The 17,622-nt window shown below is 33.6% G+C and carries 13 protein-coding genes; 9 read left to right on the top strand and 4 right to left on the bottom strand.

Annotated features, from left to right (window positions below):
• Positions 1–14: 14 nt before the first annotated feature.
• The gene (locus tag ABD816_RS10600) at positions 15–653 is read left to right on the top strand and encodes a polysaccharide deacetylase family protein (RefSeq protein ID WP_344927174.1); all 639 of its coding nucleotides are present in this window, start codon (positions 15–17) and stop codon (positions 651–653) included.
• Between the two features lie 74 nt (positions 654–727).
• Here ABD816_RS10600 and ABD816_RS10605 read toward each other — a convergent pair whose 3' ends face one another.
• Together ABD816_RS10605 and ABD816_RS10610 are read right to left on the bottom strand one after the other, a co-directional pair.
• Positions 728–1,024 carry a thioredoxin family protein gene (locus ABD816_RS10605; protein ID WP_344927176.1) on the bottom strand — a complete coding sequence of 99 codons (297 nt, stop codon included), beginning with the start codon at positions 1,022–1,024 and terminating at the stop codon, positions 728–730.
• A 79-nt stretch (positions 1,025–1,103) separates the two neighbouring features.
• A complete protein-coding gene (locus ABD816_RS10610) occupies positions 1,104–2,342 on the bottom strand; it encodes a metallophosphoesterase (protein WP_344927177.1) in 1,239 nt (412 codons plus the stop codon).
• A 373-nt stretch (positions 2,343–2,715) separates the two neighbouring features.
• Between ABD816_RS10610 and polA the strand changes: the two genes are divergently transcribed.
• From polA to ABD816_RS10625, 3 genes are all read left to right on the top strand, one after another.
• A complete protein-coding gene (gene polA / locus ABD816_RS10615) occupies positions 2,716–5,550 on the top strand; it encodes a DNA polymerase I (RefSeq protein ID WP_344927179.1) in 2,835 nt (944 codons plus the stop codon).
• A gap of 47 nt (positions 5,551–5,597) precedes the next feature.
• Entirely contained in the window at positions 5,598–6,428 is an 831-nt protein-coding gene (locus ABD816_RS10620; RefSeq protein ID WP_344927180.1) for a TerC family protein, read from the top strand.
• Between the two features lie 226 nt (positions 6,429–6,654).
• Positions 6,655–9,015, top strand: coding sequence for a T9SS type A sorting domain-containing protein (locus tag ABD816_RS10625; protein WP_344927182.1), 2,361 nt, complete (start codon positions 6,655–6,657; stop codon positions 9,013–9,015).
• 69 nt (positions 9,016–9,084) lie between these two features.
• On the opposite strand, the gene ABD816_RS10630 is transcribed toward ABD816_RS10625, so the two are convergent.
• Both ABD816_RS10630 and ABD816_RS10635 read right to left on the bottom strand, forming a co-directional pair.
• The gene (locus tag ABD816_RS10630; protein ID WP_344927184.1) at positions 9,085–10,281 is read right to left on the bottom strand and encodes a serine hydrolase domain-containing protein; all 1,197 of its coding nucleotides are present in this window, start codon (positions 10,279–10,281) and stop codon (positions 9,085–9,087) included.
• Positions 10,282–10,378: 97 nt separating this feature from the next.
• On the bottom strand, positions 10,379–13,108 hold the full coding sequence (locus ABD816_RS10635; RefSeq protein ID WP_344927186.1) for a DUF5916 domain-containing protein: 2,730 nt from the start codon (positions 13,106–13,108) through the stop codon (positions 10,379–10,381).
• Positions 13,109–13,439: 331 nt separating this feature from the next.
• Here ABD816_RS10635 and rplM point away from each other — a divergent pair, with 331 nt between their 5' ends.
• From rplM to pyrH, 5 genes are all read left to right on the top strand, one after another.
• On the top strand, positions 13,440–13,895 hold the full coding sequence (rplM, locus tag ABD816_RS10640) for a 50S ribosomal protein L13 (protein WP_344927188.1): 456 nt from the start codon (positions 13,440–13,442) through the stop codon (positions 13,893–13,895).
• Positions 13,896–14,282: a 30S ribosomal protein S9 gene (gene rpsI, locus ABD816_RS10645; RefSeq protein ID WP_344927189.1), complete on the top strand. Its 387-nt coding sequence runs from the start codon at positions 13,896–13,898 to the stop codon at positions 14,280–14,282.
• 129 nt (positions 14,283–14,411) lie between these two features.
• Positions 14,412–15,269: a 30S ribosomal protein S2 gene (gene rpsB, locus ABD816_RS10650; RefSeq protein ID WP_344927190.1), complete on the top strand. Its 858-nt coding sequence runs from the start codon at positions 14,412–14,414 to the stop codon at positions 15,267–15,269.
• Positions 15,270–15,445: 176 nt separating this feature from the next.
• Positions 15,446–16,414 (top strand): translation elongation factor Ts, encoded by a 969-nt coding sequence (gene tsf, locus ABD816_RS10655; protein ID WP_344927191.1) that lies wholly within the window; start codon positions 15,446–15,448, stop codon positions 16,412–16,414.
• A gap of 479 nt (positions 16,415–16,893) precedes the next feature.
• Complete coding sequence (gene pyrH / locus ABD816_RS10660) at positions 16,894–17,601, top strand: UMP kinase (RefSeq protein ID WP_344927193.1); 708 nt, start codon at positions 16,894–16,896, stop codon at positions 17,599–17,601.
• Positions 17,602–17,622: the final 21 nt, after the last annotated feature.

Raw genomic sequence — 17,622 nt, forward strand, 5'->3', positions numbered from 1 at the left:
TTGATTACATCATTTTGAAATTAATCCCCACCAAAACACCTAGATTACTTAAAACGTGGTATCAAGGTTATCGGTGGGATTTTTATGAAACAAATGAAAAAGCAATTTATCTTACTTTTGATGATGGTCCTATACCTGATGTTACAGAATTTGTATTAGATCAGCTCAAAAAGTTTAATGCATTAGCTACATTCTTTTGTATCGGCGATAACATTAAAAAGCACCCTAATATCTTTAATAAAGTAGTTTCTGATGGCCATGCTATAGGAAACCACACTATGAATCACCTAAAGGCTTGGAAAAATAGTCAAGAACAATACCTGAACAATATTATTGAATGTGATAGGGAAATATCTAAACATATTGATGTACATCATAAAATTTTCAGACCACCTTATGGACAAATAAGCCAATCCAAATTAAAAGCCACAAAAGAACTAGGATACGAAATAATATTATGGGATATATTAGCAAAAGATTGGAGTAAAAAAACCACTCCAGTAGAATGTCATCATAACGTGATTAATTACACTAAAAATGGAAGTATTGTAGTTTTACATGACAGCATCAAAGCTTCAGAAAACCTCAAATACTCATTACCAAAAATATTAAGTCATTTTACAAAAAAAGGATATGTATTTAATAAAATATAAAATTAAAACCAGAGGAAAGACACACAACTTATTTAATGCAGTAATTGATTTATGACTTTAAACAGTGATTGTTACTAAATATATTCTTTAATAATACCAATCAAGGTGTTAGCATCTTGCTCCCCACTTTGTCTCCAGACCATTTCTCCTTTCTTATAGATCATTAAAGTCGGTAAACCCTTAACGCGTAATGCTGTAGCTAATTCCTCATTTTTATCAACATCAATTTTTATTACCTTAGCTTTATCTCCAAGAGCTGCCGCAACATCTCTTAACACAGGATGCATTGATGCTGATGGCTCATTCCAATCTGTATAAAAATCTAACAAAACCGGAACTTCAATACCTATTAATTCCCCAAACTTTGACATTTTCTAAAAATTTTATGATGTATACCTATATTGTAACATACAACCTTTAAGTAATTGTAAATATAACATTTTCTTCTAATTATGTTTGCCTAGACCCTTTTCTCAGTTCAATGACACTAATTTCAGGCCAGATTCCTACTCTACCAGGAAAGGCATGAAAACCAAAACCTCTATTTACATTCAGATACTTTCCCATATTCTCATAAATACCCGCCCATTGCTTATAAACGTATTGCACGGGACTCCATTGTATAAAACCAGGGATTTCTATACCAAACTGAAAACCATGTGTGTGACCGCTTAGTGTAAGGTGATAATGATGATCATTATTTTTAACTTCATACTCCCAGTGGGAAGGATCATGACTCAATAAAATCTTAAAATCTTTTTTATCAACACTTTGAGAAGCCTTATTGAGATCTCCGGCTTTCTTAAAATTATGCCCCCAATTTTCTACCCCTATTAATGCGATTCGTTCTCCATCTTTTTCAATAAAGACATGTTCATTTAATAACAAATCGAAATTAATTTTAGAATGAACTTCTTTTATTGCGCGAAAATTAGCTTCTTTTTCGTGCTGATTATTCCAGGTGACATACTCACCATAATCATGATTCCCTAAAATAGAATACTTACCATAAACAGGTGTTTTTAACTTTTTAAAAACAGGTATCCATTCATCCATTTCACTAGCCACCGTATTCACAATATCCCCAGTAAACACAAATAGATCTGTCTCTTGTTTATTAATTAAATCTACTGCATATTCAATTTTTGCTACTTCATCAAAACTACCAGAATGAATATCTGATATCTGTGTCAGGCGAAAACCATCAAATGCATTAGGTAAATCTTCAAAATATAGTACATGCTGTACAACTTTAAAATTATATTTCCCTCTAAAAATACCATGCAAAAGCCCTGTAAAAGGAATAGCAGCGACTCCTAATGCTAATTGACTTATAAATTTTCTGCGATCAGGTAAATATTGAGTAGCACTTTCATCGCAACAAGTATTAGTGATATAAATGTATCCTGCAATGCAAAGTCTTATGATATCTTCACCAAACATAAATAACACCAAAATTAATTTTGGCACTAGGGTGACAAGTAGCAAACCACTTGCTCTAAGTGTGTATTTTGTAGGACCAACACTTCTATCATAATTTGCAAATATATACACAGCATAGCAAATAACTGCTACCGAAATAATCCAGTAAACTATATGAATCCAATAATTTTTAAAAAGTGTTCTAAAAACCTGATATGCATATATCTCAATTAATACACTTATTAAAATAAGCAGTATCCATCTCATTTTCTAATTCTATTTTAATGATAAAACAAAGCTATTCTACCTTTTCATAATTTACTTAGGTTTAAGTAAACATTAACGTATAAAAGAACTCAATCCCCTGAAATCAACTGTACAAGAATCTGCAAACCCAATAACCCATAAATATTATTAATTCCTTTCCTAGGTAAATTTTTTATTCGTACATTCGTTTTTAGAATTTAATTATTATTTATAAGACAATATAACCGTATATAAAGTAATTGATAACATTGTTATCAATTTTATTTTGGGGCGAAATGCCGTCATTTTTGACGGCATTTCTTATTTCTAAAATTTGACGCTATTTTCACCAATCTTCTTTTTATATTGCATTTTTTAAAAACTAATTCCTGTTATGTCACAAAAACGTCTTTTCCTTCTAGATGCCTACGCTTTAATTTTTAGAGGTTATTATGCGCTCATAAAAAATCCAAGAATAAATTCTAAAGGACAAGATACCTCTGCCATTCTAGGATTTGTAAATTCTCTTTTTGATGTTATTAAAAGAGAAAAACCAGATCATCTTGCGGTGGCATTTGATAAAGAAGGGAGTAAAGATCGTTTAGAAATTTTCCCAGAATATAAAGCAAATCGGAACGAAACTCCAGAAGCTATCAAAATTGCAATACCAATTATTCAGGAGATTTTGAAAGCAATGCATATTCCCATTATTGAATTAGCAGGGGTTGAGGCAGATGATCTAATTGGAACTATTGCTAAGCAAGCTGAAAAAGAAAACTATAAAATATATATGGTGACTCCAGATAAGGATTATGCTCAATTGGTGTCAGAAAACATTTTCATGTACCGTCCTGCCAGAATGGGTAACGGTATAGAGATTTTAGGAATCCCAGAAGTACAAAAGAAGTTTGAAGTAGCACGACCAGAGCAGGTGATTGACTATCTCGGGATGATGGGAGATGCTGTTGATAATATTCCTGGATTGCCTGGTGTAGGGGATAAAACTGCTAAGAAATTCATTGCAGCTTATGGTTCTATGGAGGGTCTTCTTGATAATATAGATAAGCTAAAAGGTAAAATGAAAGAAAAAGTAGAAGCCAATGCAGCTCTAGGATTACTTTCTAAAAAATTAGCTACAATAATCACTGATTGTGATGTGACTTTTAACGCAAAAGACTATGAAATCTCTGAACCCAATAGCAAAGAGGTATACAAGATCTTTCAAGAGTTAGAGTTTAGAAGACTCACCGATCAATTTAATAAAATCTTCATTCCTTCTCATAGTAATGATTCAAAATCAAGCACAAGCTCCTCTTCATCTAAAAAACAAGAAAACGCAGCAGGTGCAGGTCAATTCTCATTATTTGGGAGTAATGAAAAAACTGCAACAACGGATGCAACTGATTTTTCTGGCAGAAATACTATTGAAAATACGGAGCATTTTTATCAGAGTATTGCTCCAGGAATGGCAATGAATCTTTTTTTTCAGAATCTGATGAAACAAGAACATGTATGTTTTGACACAGAAACTACGGGTCTGGATGCATTGACTGCAGAACTTGTAGGGATTGCTTTTTCCTGGGAAAAAGGAAAAGGATTTTATGTTCCATTTCCCGAAGATCGACAGGAAGCCCAGAAATTAATTGAACAACTAAGAGCATTTTTTGAATCAGAAAGTAATACTAAAATTGGTCAGAATTTAAAATACGACATTAAAGTATTGGCAAAATATGACATCGAAGTAAAAGGAACCTTATTCGATACCATGCTAGCGCATTACCTCATCAATCCCGATATGAGACATAATATGGATGTCCTTTCTGAAACTTACCTCAATTATACTCCGGTTTCTATTACAGAATTAATTGGAAAAAAGGGTAAAAATCAACTATCATTTAGACAAGTGCGCGCAGAAAAACAAACTGAATACGCTGTTGAAGATGCTGATATTACCTACCAATTAAAAGAACATTTTGCACCGGAGCTAAAAGAAGCAAAAACACTGTCGTTGTTTGAAGATATTGAAGTACCACTACTAAGAGTGCTTGCTGATATGGAAATAGAAGGTATTAATCTCGATGAAGAATTTTTACAATCTTTATCCAGTAACTTAGAAAATGACATTAAAACATTAGAAGAAAAAATATATACAAAGGCTGGAGAAGAATTTAATATAGCCTCACCTAAACAACTGGGAATTATCCTGTTTGAAAAAATGAAATTAGTAGACAAGCCTAAGAAAACTAAAACAGGGCAATATTCTACAGCAGAAGATGTGTTATCCTATTTAGCAAAAGATCACGAAATTATTCAGGACATTCTAGATTTTAGAGGTTTATCTAAGCTAAAGAGCACTTATGTAGATGCTCTACCCATGCAGGTAAACCCTGCAACCGGAAGAGTTCATACAGATTATATGCAAACTGTAGCTGCTACCGGACGACTTAGTTCTAATAATCCCAATCTGCAAAACATCCCTATACGTACAGAACGAGGGCGACAAGTAAGAAAAGCTTTTATTCCCAGAAATGAAGAATATACATTGCTTGCAGCCGATTACTCTCAGATAGAATTGAGAATCATAGCAGCTCTAAGTGAAGAAGATACTATGATCAGTGCTTTTAAAAACGGAGAAGATATTCACGCATCTACCGCTGCAAAAGTTTTTGACGTACCGCTAGAGGAAGTGACAAGAGAACAACGAAGTAATGCTAAGACTGTCAATTTCGGAATTATTTATGGGGTTTCAGCATTTGGTTTAAGCAATCAAACCGATCTTTCACGTAGTGAAGCTAAAGAACTAATTGACACCTATTATAAAACATATCCTAAATTACGTAATTATATGAGTGAACTGGTTGATTTTGCCAGAGATCATGGATATGTACAAACCGTTTTGGGCAGACGACGTTATTTAAAAGATATCAACTCTGCCAATGCTGTTGTACGCGGTGCAGCAGAACGAAATGCAGTAAATGCTCCGATTCAGGGTAGTGCAGCTGATATTATCAAAATTGCTATGATCAATATTCATAAAAAGCTAAAAGAAGGAAATTACAAAACCAAAATGCTACTACAAGTACACGATGAATTGGTTTTTGATGTTTTTAAACCTGAATTAGATGAAATAAAAATACTCATAAAATCCGCAATGGAAAATGCATATCAGTTAGCAGTTCCCCTAGATGTGGATATGGGAATTGGAAACAATTGGCTGGAAGCGCATTAATTAAAAAACGTATTAATCAACAAATACTAATCAAATATTTAAATTACATGGAACAACTTTTTACGCTCGATAGCCTCTTTACTTTATTGATGCTCGTTTTACTTCAAGCCGTTCTTGGTTTTGATAACCTATTATATATTTCATTGGAGTCAAAAAAGGCGCCAGCAGATAAACAAAGTTTTGTTCGTAAAATCGGAGTAGGACTGGCCATTATTTTACGAATTGTATTACTCTTTATATTAATGTCCCTTATTCAATATTTTCAGGATCCGTTTGTAAGTCTGCATGACAATAGTATTATAGAATTCGAATTTAACGTACATAGTATTATTGTATTAGTCGGAGGCATCTTTATAATATACACAGCGGTTAAGGAGATTTGGCATATGATGCTCATACACGAGCATGAGGCAGATCATCAGGCAGAAAAGAAAGGATCTACTAATAAAATAATCATATGGATCGTCATTATGAATCTCGTTTTTTCTTTTGATTCTATCCTTAGTGCCATGGCATTAACGAGTGATATGGATTACATCCCTCAATTGGTTCTGATGTCTATCGCTATTATCATTGGAGGTATTATCATGATTGTTCTGGCTGATAAAGTTTCTAATTTTCTACAGAAAAACAGAATGTATGAAGTACTGGGACTTTTCATCCTTTTTATAGTAGGTATCATGTTATTGTCTGAAGGTGGTCATTTAGCCCATTTACACCTTTTTGGCAATGTAATCACCCCGATGAGCAAGACTACATTTTATTTTGTGATTATAGTGCTTGTATTGATTGACATTGTGCAGGGACGCTATCAGAAGAATCTTCTAAACAAGAAAAAAGCTCAGGAAGTTTTGACTAAAAACAAAGGCAATAAATAAGGTTTCCAAAAAAAAGCTGCAAAAAGGTGTTTTCCTAATCTAGGGAAACACCTTTTTTGTGTATCAAAACCTATACAGAATAATTTTTCATTGATTTTGGTAACAAATCTATATATCAAGACACTAATATAAGAGATGGCACATGTGATATTAAGATAATAAAAAAGGGTATTAAAATTTTGTTGCTGTTTTATTAACTATTACAATCCAAATTTAAAAATCTAAAATGAAAAAAATCTACATAACATTTGTTTTTACTTTTTGTTGCACACTTATTCAGGCGCAACCAAATCTCATAGACAACCAGAGTTTTGAAAAGTGGGATAGTTCAGTTTTCTCACCTTTAGACTGGACAATTAACACTAGTTATGATATTTCAAGAAAAACTGATTCGACAGATGGAAATTATAGTATAGAATTAGAAACAACCTGCCATGGCTCCTGTAATGGAAATCTTCCCTTGATTTCCATGAGTAGCTCGGACTTCCGATTAGATGCTGAAAAAACATATACAGTATCTTTAGATTACAAAGTAAAAAGAGGGATCTTTAACACACTAAACATTGATCTTCAAATATTAAATGGTGAAATAGAGAAAATATTTTCTACTACAAACTTTTCCAACGAATGGCAGACTTTTGAATTTGAATTTTCACCTATTGAAGATCGATTCTTCTACATCACCCTGCACGCAGATTCTAATGATACTGGCGAAATCATGTTATTCGATAACGTTAGTATAAAAGAGAATGTAGTTGATAAAGAACATTTAATTGCGATTTATAATGCTACAGATGGACCCAATTGGGACAACCCATGGGATCTCACTACAGATGTTTATACTTGGGAAGGAGTAACAATTAATGATCTAGGGAGAGTAACTGAACTAGAACTTAACTCAAATTTATCTGGCGAATTACCAGAAGAATTAGGGAATCTTACTGAGTTAGAGTTATTAGACATTAGCTTAAATTTAGAATTAGTAGGAAACCTACCCAATTCTATCACAAACCTACAAAAACTCAAAGAACTTACTATAGGTTACACTGGATTTACAGGGGGGATACCTGACGAAATAGGAAGTCTAACAGAACTTGAATATTTATATGTCGCATTTAATGCCGATTTAACAGGAACACTACCAAGTTCCATTGGAAATCTTAACAAACTTAAAAAACTTAATATCACGAGAAATGGGCTTACTGGCGAATTTCCAGACGCGCTTTTTACTTTAGACTCCTTAGAGCATTTAATAATTGTCAACAGCCTTTTTGAAGATGACCTAACCGGAATTAGCAATCTTAACAACCTCAAAATAATTGAATTCCGATCAAATGTTTTTAATGCAGTTCCTGATGAGCTTTGGAATATGACCAGTTTAGTTAATGTAGATATTTATAATCGGGATTATAATGATGGAAATATTGCATTTGACTATAAAATCCCTAGTACAGTAAATCAACTTATAAACTTAGAATATTTGATCATTAATGGGAATAATACCGAAGATTTACCTGATGAATTATGGGAAGTGCCGAATTTGAAAGAATTATGGCTTAGGGGGGCTTTAAGAGGTCCTCTGAAAGAAACAGTTGGAAATGCCTTACCATTAACATCTTTATTTTTAGACGGTGGTCTAACTGGGAACATCCCAAAAGAATTAGGTCTGCTTGAAAATTTAGTATTTTTAAGTTTAGGAAGTAATAATTTTATAGGTAGTATTCCCGAGGAGATTGGTACCCTTGACAAACTTTATAGTTTAACCCTATCAAATAATGAGTTATCCGGTGAAATACCAGAAAGTCTTGGAAATCTAAGCGAGACGTTCTGGCTCTCTCTCTCGTCTAATAATCTTACGGGACAAATACCTTCATCTTTTGAAAATCTAAATAACATCGAATTATTATATCTAAGAAATAATAATTTGTCAGGAGAGATACCGATAACATTAGCGAACCTTCCTAAGCTTAGTGGTTTAAGACTTGAAAATAATAATTACGTATTTGAAGATTTAGAACCAGTTTATGACACCTTTGAGAATTCTATATCTTTTTTTTCTTACGAAAATCAAAAACATATAGATGATGAAGAAACGATTATATATCAAGAAGGAGAATACATTACTTTATCTGTAGAAGCTACTCAAAGTGATAATAACAGCTATCAATGGCAGAAAGACGGAGTCGATATCGATGGTGCAACCGAACGAATATACACTATTCCAAGTGCAACTTCCGCTGATCTAGGTGAATATGAATGTGCTGTAATCAATAATATAGTGGCAGACTTAATTTTGTATAGAAATAAAATAACAATTACCACAACATTGGGATCTGATGATTTTACTTCAGCAGGGATTAAAGCATATCCGAATCCTACTATTGATAAAATTATACTCTCATTAGGGTCATTAAAACATGGCGAAGTTACCGCTTCAGTTTATGGAATACTCGGAAATCAAGTTTTTGAACAAAAACAGGTTATCAATAACCAAGCTTTAGATTTTTCTAATCTACCAACTGGAATCTATGTTCTTAAACTCAATATGAATACTCAAACATTCACATCAAGAATTGTAAAACAATAAAAAACTGCATATTAAGAAGCCTACGTTATTGACTCAGGCTTGTTTTTATTGAATCTCCCAAACCGATTCCTAACCCTTAGAAACCTCCATAAAAAAATCATAATAACTTAAAAAAGTTGGCATTACGGGACCATTAAATGTATTAGGGGCATTAAACAAGGCGCAAATTGCTATTTTATTTTCTACATCTACCAGAAGCTGAGCTTTATACTGATTTACATTTCCGCCGTGATAGATAATAGTTCTTCCTCTGTAATCCAGCACTCGCCAACCCTTAGCATAATAAGAACCTGTAACACCGTCCCATAGATTCACATAAGTATTGTTGTCAGCTGTACTAATCATAGGGGTAAAAATCTCTTGTAAACTTTTTTTGGAAATAATATGAGGACGATTCCCTAATAACACCTGTAAATATTCTCCCATATCAGATATAGAGGCATTAATGCCTCCCGCAGCTGCCACATTATAGTAATTCTTATGAATACTTTTAAGACTGTATTTTTTAGAGTAATGATTCCAGGAATGCGGTAACGCGACGTTAGTATTCATCTTTATTTTAGCATATGAGCTTGATGCATTTATCATATTTGCTGGAGTAAACAATCGCTGTTGTAATAAGGATTCAAAGGATGTCCCTGTCGCCTTTTCCATTACCTTTTCGATGACAGAAAAAATAGCGTTCTGATATTCGTAAGCTGTACCTTCTTTAGCAACTACTCCACTATTTTTCAGCCCGGTAATGATTGTTGATAACGGCAATCCTTTTTGAATTAATTTAGAACCTGAATATTTATATAAGCCAGACGTATGAGATAATATATGATTTACAGTAAGCCTATCTGCTTGTGCGTGATCTTTTAAATCAAAATTATGAATTGCCTCCTTTATTTTTTGGTTCCAATCTAGTTCATTGCGATCTGCAAGGTTTCCAGCAAGTACAGTTGTAAAACCCTTTGATAAACTTGCAATTCTAAATACGGTATTGACATCCACAGAATCTTGTGTGTTAATTTTTTTTACTCCAAACCCTTTTTTATAAACTATCGTAGTGTCTTTTACAATAACCACTGCTGCACCTGGACATTCAGACACATTAAAATTAGTTTTGAAAAATCTATCATAATGCTCTAAAAAAAATGATAAAGAATCTGTTTTTTTAGCTTTAGGCAATACCGATATAGCTTCGGTATTTTGCTCGGTGGTCTGAGAGGTTGTACAACCAGTTAAAAACACAGCAACCAAGAACATATAGAGATACTTCATATTATAGTAGTTTTAAGAACTGCAAAATACAAGAACTACTGTAAAATTTCTATTTCTCAGCTAAGATTTTATAAATAAAAATACTCTTGATATATCTTTATAATACAAATCTATAGGTTGCTTTTATCAAAAAAGTATTTTCAGGTTGTTGTCCAAAAATTTGATTATTCAGACTTCGAAATAAATGATCTGAAGTATTCCCATCTCCCGTAATACCCTGGGACCAAACCAAAAATATTTCAGATCCAGGAATATATTCCCAACGAACGACTAAATTAGATCGAAATTGTACAAAAGCAAAATCGGGTGTATCTATAGTGTAATCTACTTCACCATCTCGATTTTCATCAATAGCATATTCATCATCAGCGAATGAAATCTGATTGGCATCATATAATGTGATACGTTCTTTAAGATTCTTTGCTGTAGCATTATTGACAAAATTAAAATCAGAATAAACCCCTCTGGAAATAAAAGGTTGTCCATAATATTGTATAGTAAGATTAGGGTTCACATTATAATTTAATCTGATACTAGCACTTAACGTCTGCTGATCAATATTTCCCGTTATATACTTAGGCGTTCCATTAAAATCAGCTTCTGTAACATATTGTGTTTTATCGAGATTCTTGCGAAACTCTGGATCAATAGACATGCTAAAAGCATCAAAAGGCTGATAATTTAAACGTACTACATACCGTTCAAAGGAAAAATTATTTTGTTTAGCGAGTGAATTGACATAACCTACAGTAAAACGAAACTTTTTTCTACTATCGGATCCAAAAAATAAATATGCAAAATTTTCTTCTGAAAAACGAAAACGAGGACCTCCTCTTAAAGCGGCATTAATAAATATGCGAGGTTTATGACCCGCTCCTATCTCTGTCCACCAATTATTTTTATAATTAACATATCCATTAAACTCATATTCAATACGATTATAATTACCTTCAAAATCAAATGTTGATACTTCTTCCACACCAAAATTAGCACGTCTAAACCATTTTGTTGGTTTTAAGAATTGATATCTTAGATTCACAAATTGCTTGATTTCATCAGCTCTTCTTAAAAAACCTATATCGTTTAATTCTAACTCTGGCGATCGCCAGAACACGCCCCCCTCATATCTCCAGTTGCCACCTCCAGATTTGCCACCAGTAATTTTACCTCCTGTTCCCGTAAGTGATGTGCGGTTAGGGTCTACTGTAAGGTGGCTTGCATCTACACGCTGAAACAAATGAGTAAGAAGCTCTTGTGTTTTTGTAATAGCTTCTTTAGACCCTTCTACGTGGCTGGCTACCATATTACCTTCTACAAAGAACTTTCTGTCTTTCCAATTGTGTCGAAAGTCTATTCCACCAGTATAAGCTGATTTTCTAAGAAAATTAAGATTATTTTCTCGCACTTCTGTTAATTCTGAAGTCTCATCTGTATCTGGATTCTCATAATCAATATTATATGCATCGCCTAAATCACGACTGGTTGCTGTAAAAATACCTCCTATAAACGTATTGCGTTCATTAAAATCTTTTTGAATTCGACTCACAAAATAATTGGTAAGAGGTTCTACAACTGCTTCCCTTCTATGACCATTTGCATCCTCTATCTTTGCTATTTCTCTGGAAGTTACACTTTCTAAAATCCCTACAGACCATCCATTTTTTGTTTTTCCACTAAACTTCGCAGCACCCAGAATAACCGTATTTGCAGGAGCATCTATAAACTCTTCATTTAGCGGACCACTATCGTTAATAGGACTAGCACCAGCAATACCTTGGGGATTTCTACCAATCCTACGAGAATAAAATAAATTATCAGATCCATTTGCAAACTGATAATCAAAAATATTTTTATTCTCTACAAAAAATGGTCTTTGTTCTTCAAAAAATATCTGAAAACCATCTAATGCAATCTGTGCAGGGTCTGCTTCTACTTGTCCAAAATCTGGATTCACGGTCAAATCTAACGTTAGATCGTTAGTTATCCCGATTTTAGCATCTAACCCCCCATTAAGTTTAAACTCCTGTCCTTCTCTAAAAGGGTTTCCTTCCTCTTCTGGATATGTATCATATTGTGTGACTGTAAAAGGCTGAATTTCTAACTGTTTTTGAGGTTTAATATCGAGAAGCCCATGTAACTCTCCAAACTCACTAATATATCCGGGCGCATCTGCAGGTATACGTTGCCAAGCAGAGCGCTCGTCCTTTCTAAAAAACAAACGTGAAATCTGCAAGCCCCATATTTGCTCTTTGCTCTTACCGAATTTCAATTGACTCAACGGAATTTTTATTTCAGCAGTCCATCCTTCAGCATCAATCCTGCTGGCTGCATACCAAATAGGATTCCAGCTTGGATCCCAATTATCACCATTTTGACTCACAAACTCATCACCTTTTACTCCAGCAGCAGTAATGGTAAAAGAGAAAGCAGTTCGTTTATCGTGATAAGTATCTAGTACTAGTGTAATTCTATCCCCCGCAAAACCATCTCTTCTTGATAATCTCTTTTCTATTAGATCAGGTTCTGTATCATAGCATCGATATGCAACATATAAAAAATTCTGATCATATATTATCTTAAATTTAGTTTGCTGACTAGGTGGCGTATTTTCATCGGGTTGCCGTTCTATAAAATCTCCAGACCATTTTACAATATCCCATTCTACCTCATCAATTATACCATTGATAACAGGTACCTTAGATGTGGCCAATGGTTTTGTAATGTAAGTCCGCTTTGACACAATAGCAGTAGTATTTTCTTCCTGAGCTTGCATTAGGAATGAAACAAGAAAACATCCTATAATTAAGAGAACTAATTTCAGCTTCATATTATTATTTTTTGATCAACTGATATGAATAGGGATTTAAGGTAAAAAAGTTTGCTACAGTTATCTTCTACATTTAACAAAAATTAACAGCAATTACAGAATATAGTTATCAATTCCAGAAATTATATCCAACTCTGATATGATACAATATCAATACTCAAAATAAGATAGGTACATAAAAAACATTAAATAATTGATCTGTCTGAAAACCAATGATTCAGGTTTATGAAATAATATCCAATAGCAGTTTGCTATATAAATATATAATTGTACATTTGCACCCCTATTTTATATAGGAAAAGGAATGTTTAATTAGTAAAATTTAGTTAGTGTGGACACATTAAGTTACAAAACAGTATCTGCGAACAAAGCAACCGTTTCTAAAGAATGGCTGCATGTAGATGCTGAAGGACAGACTTTAGGACGTCTATCTTCTGTAGTAGCATTGCTACTTAGAGGAAAACGTAAACCTAACTTTACCCCACACGTTGATTGCGGTGACAATGTAATTATTACAAATGCCGAAAAAATCAACTTGACAGGAAAAAAGTGGACAGATAAATCATATATCCGTCATACTGGTTATCCTGGAGGGCAAAGAAGTCTTACTGCTCAGGAGTTATTTGACAAAAACCCAGAGCGTTTAATTGAAAAAGCGGTAAAAGGAATGCTTCCTAAAAACAAATTAGGTGCTGCAATTTTCCGTAATTTAAAAGTTTATTCAGGTGCAGAGCATGATCAGGAAGCTCAACAGCCTAAAACTATTAACTTAAAAGAATTTAAGTAGATGGAAGTTATTCACAAAATTGGTCGTAGAAAAACGGCTGTAGCTAGAATCTACCTTAAAGATGGTTCTGGTCAGATTACGATCAACAAAAAAGATCTAAAAGACTACTTTCCTTCAGCTACTTTACAGTACAAAGTAAACCAACCTCTTGCCTTAACGGAAAATGAGGAAAAGTTTGACATTAATGTAAATGTATATGGAGGAGGAATTACTGGTCAAGCAGAAGCTATTCGTCTAGCATTATCAAGAGCAATGTGCGAACTTGATGCTGAACACAGATTAGTACTTAAACCAGAAGGATTATTGACAAGAGATCCAAGAATGGTTGAACGTAAGAAATTCGGACAGAAGAAAGCTCGTAAGAAATTCCAGTTCTCTAAACGTTAATTTATTAAAACAGTATTTGTTGTTATCCCTAAAATGGGAGTTAGTTTAGCATCTAAATGTTCAAGGCCATATCAAAAGATAGCCACTTGATCATTGCTAATTCAACAGGAACGTAAACTATTACAAAGAATGGCAAACAATATCGAAGTAAAAGAATTACTTGATGCAGGTGTACACTTTGGTCACCTCACAAGAAGATGGGATCCTAATATGGCACCATATATCTATATGGAGCGTAATGGTATTCACATCATTAATCTATATAAAACTGCTGCAAAAATCGAAGAAGCTGGTGAGGCTTTAAAAAAGATTGCAGCTTCTGGTAGAAAAATCCTTTTTGTTGCTACCAAAAAACAAGCAAAAGAAATCGTAGCTGATAAAGCAGCTAAAGCAAACCAACCTTACATTACTGAAAGATGGCCAGGAGGTATGTTGACTAACTTTGTTACTATCCGTAAAGCTGTGAAAAAAATGGCTACCATTGATAGAATGAAGAAAGACGGTACTTTTATGACTTTATCTAAAAAAGAACGTTTACAAGTAGATCGATTAAGAGCTAAGTTAGAAAAGAACTTAGGTTCTATCTCTGATATGACTCGTCTACCTGGAGCATTATTCGTTGTAGATATTACTCGTGAACATATCGCGGTAAAAGAAGCTCAGAAATTAAACATTCCTATTTTTGCAATGGTAGATACCAACTCTGATCCACGTCAGGTAGAGTATGTAATCCCTGCAAATGATGATGCTTCTAAATCTATTGACAAAGTAATGACATACGTAAGCGATGCTGTCATAGAAGGTCTAAGCGAAAGAAAAGCAGCAAAAGAAGCGCCAGCCGACAAAGCAGCAAAGACAAAAGAAAAAGAAGCTAAAGAAGCACCAGCTGCTGCGCCAGCAAAAGCAACTCCTGCAGTTGCAGAAGCGCCAGCAAAAACTGAAAAAGCTCCTGTAGCTTCTGAAACTGCTAAGCAAGAGGAAGAATAAACAGGTATTGATTGATAACAATCATTAAAAAAGGGTATGTTTTTAATAAATTCTTTTAGAATTACGTAACAAACATAACCTTAATATAATACTAATGAGTCGTTTGGTTCTTTACTTTTGAGGTATCGACTAAGCGACTTATTTTTTTAACACAAAAACATTAAACACTAAAGGATATGGCAAAGATTACAGCCGCAGATGTAAGTAAATTACGTAAAGCTACAGGTGCCGGAATGATGGATTGCAAAAAAGCACTTGTTCAAGCAGAAGGAGATTTTGATAGTGCTATTAAAATCTTAAGAGAAAAAGGACAAAAAATTGCAGACAAAAGAGCTGATAGAGATTCTGCAGAGGGTGCTGTTATAGCATTAGTAAACGATTCTAAAAACAGAGGAATCATTGTTTCTCTTAATTGTGAAACTGATTTTGTTGGAAAAAATGATTCTTTTATTTCTTTAGCAAGAGAATTAGCACAAGTAGCTATGGATGCATCTTCTAAAGAAGAATTATTAGCTGCTGATTTTAACGGGATGACAGTTCAGGAAAAATTAGTTGAGCAAACCGGAGTAATAGGAGAAAAAATAGAAATTGGTGATTTTAAAGTTTTAGAAGCCCCTTTTGTTGGTTCTTATATCCATAACAATAAAATTGGAGCATTAACTGGTTTATCTGCTGCTGTAGATGGTGCAGAAACATTAGCTAAAGATATTTCTATGCAGGTAGCATCTATGGGTGCAACTACCCTTTCTTACAAAGATTTTGATCCTGCATTTGTAGAAGAAGAAACAAAATCAAGAATTGCTGCAATCGAAAAAGATAATATCGAATTAGGTAGACTAGGAAAGACACAAAAGAATGTTCCGCAATTTATTTCCAGAGCTCAATTAAGTGATGCAATCATCACAAAAGCGCAAGAAGATCTCAAAGCTGAATTAAAAGCAGAAGGAAAACCAGAACAAATCTGGGACAAAATTCTTCCAGGAAAACTAGAGCGATTCATCTCTGATAATACAACACTAGATCAGGAAAAAGCATTACTTGATCAAAATTTTATCAAAGATGAAAAGAAAAAAGTTGCTGATTATGTAAAATCAATAGGCAACGTAGAAGTGGTTGGTTTTGAAAGAGCTTCTATCGGAGGTTAATCAAAAAAGTCATGTATATTAAAAAACCGCTTCTTAATCGAAGCGGTTTTTCTATTATATCCTTTGTCATTATAACCTTCTATTTTTTAAACATTTTGGACTCCTCCAAAATGCTACCCCTAAAAGACTAATCCCCCAATTAGCCTAGAAAAGCATTTGATATTACTATCAACACACACATTATAAAAAATGATTTGTTATAAATTCAAAAAATATTCCTCTTACCTTTCTTGTTTTCCTTTTACAAACATATAACATAATCTAAAACACACCAATACTTCTTACAGGGGCAAACAACCCTTTTTTATATAGTCGAATTCATGGAACTACAATAGCAGCTAAAACAAGATAAATGCATATGCAAATATTACTTTTATAAATGGTTTTATATGATACTATGTTTTGCATTACATAAAGAGTATGAAACTATTTTATGAATTAAGAATATTATTATATTTGCATCACAGTTTACAAACATTATGAAATACAAAAGAATATTACTAAAACTATCTGGTGAAGCTTTAATGGGGGAACGCCAATACGGTATAGATCCTAAAATATTATCCGAATACGCAAACGAAGTAAAGCAAATCATTAGTAAAGGTGTAGAAGTAGCCATTGTTATTGGTGGCGGTAATATTTTTAGAGGAGTTGCTGGAGCTAGTAAGGGAATGGATAGAGTACAGGCTGACCATATGGGAATGCTTGCTACCGTTATTAATGGACTAGCATTACAGAGTGCATTTGATGATGCAGGATTACCTACGAGACTTCAATCAGCTATAAAAATCAACGAAGTTGCAGAACCTTTTATCCGTAGAAGAGCGATCAGACATTTAGAAAAAGGCAGAGTTGTTATTTTTGGAGGTGGTACAGGAAACCCTTACTTCACGACAGACTCTGCCGCGGTGTTAAGAGCTATTGAAATTGATGCAGAAGTCATATTAAAAGGTACACGTGTAGATGGAATATATACAGCAGACCCGGAAAAAGATGATCAAGCTACTAAATTTGAATTCATTTCCTTTGATGATGTATTAAGAAAAGGATTAAAAGTTATGGATACTACTGCTTTTACCCTCAGTCAGGAAAACGAATTACCAATCATAGTTTTTGATATGAATAAAAAAGGGAATTTACTAAAAGTAGTTTCTGGTGAAGCTATCGGAACAAAAGTAAACCTTTAACACACGTGTGAATCATTATTT

The sequence above is a fragment of the Aquimarina addita genome (genome assembly GCF_039539305.1).
Classification (GTDB): Bacteria; Bacteroidota; Bacteroidia; order Flavobacteriales; family Flavobacteriaceae; genus Aquimarina; species Aquimarina addita.

Excerpts from the sequence above, each read along its gene's own strand:
- ABD816_RS10605 (WP_344927176.1), bottom strand. The coding sequence starts at position 1,024 with ATGTCAAAGTTTGGGGAATTAATAGGTATTGAAGTTCCGGTTTTGTTA.
- ABD816_RS10610 (WP_344927177.1), bottom strand. The coding sequence starts at position 2,342 with ATGAGATGGATACTGCTTATTTTAATAAGTGTATTAATTGAGATATAT.
- polA (WP_344927179.1), top strand. The coding sequence starts at position 2,716 with ATGTCACAAAAACGTCTTTTCCTTCTAGATGCCTACGCTTTAATTTTT.
- ABD816_RS10620 (WP_344927180.1), top strand. The coding sequence starts at position 5,598 with ATGGAACAACTTTTTACGCTCGATAGCCTCTTTACTTTATTGATGCTC.
- ABD816_RS10625 (WP_344927182.1), top strand. The coding sequence starts at position 6,655 with ATGAAAAAAATCTACATAACATTTGTTTTTACTTTTTGTTGCACACTT.
- ABD816_RS10630 (WP_344927184.1), bottom strand. The coding sequence starts at position 10,281 with ATGAAGTATCTCTATATGTTCTTGGTTGCTGTGTTTTTAACTGGTTGT.
- ABD816_RS10635 (WP_344927186.1), bottom strand. The coding sequence starts at position 13,108 with ATGAAGCTGAAATTAGTTCTCTTAATTATAGGATGTTTTCTTGTTTCA.
- rpsI (WP_344927189.1), top strand. The coding sequence starts at position 13,896 with ATGGAAGTTATTCACAAAATTGGTCGTAGAAAAACGGCTGTAGCTAGA.
- rpsB (WP_344927190.1), top strand. The coding sequence starts at position 14,412 with ATGGCAAACAATATCGAAGTAAAAGAATTACTTGATGCAGGTGTACAC.
- tsf (WP_344927191.1), top strand. The coding sequence starts at position 15,446 with ATGGCAAAGATTACAGCCGCAGATGTAAGTAAATTACGTAAAGCTACA.
- pyrH (WP_344927193.1), top strand. The coding sequence starts at position 16,894 with ATGAAATACAAAAGAATATTACTAAAACTATCTGGTGAAGCTTTAATG.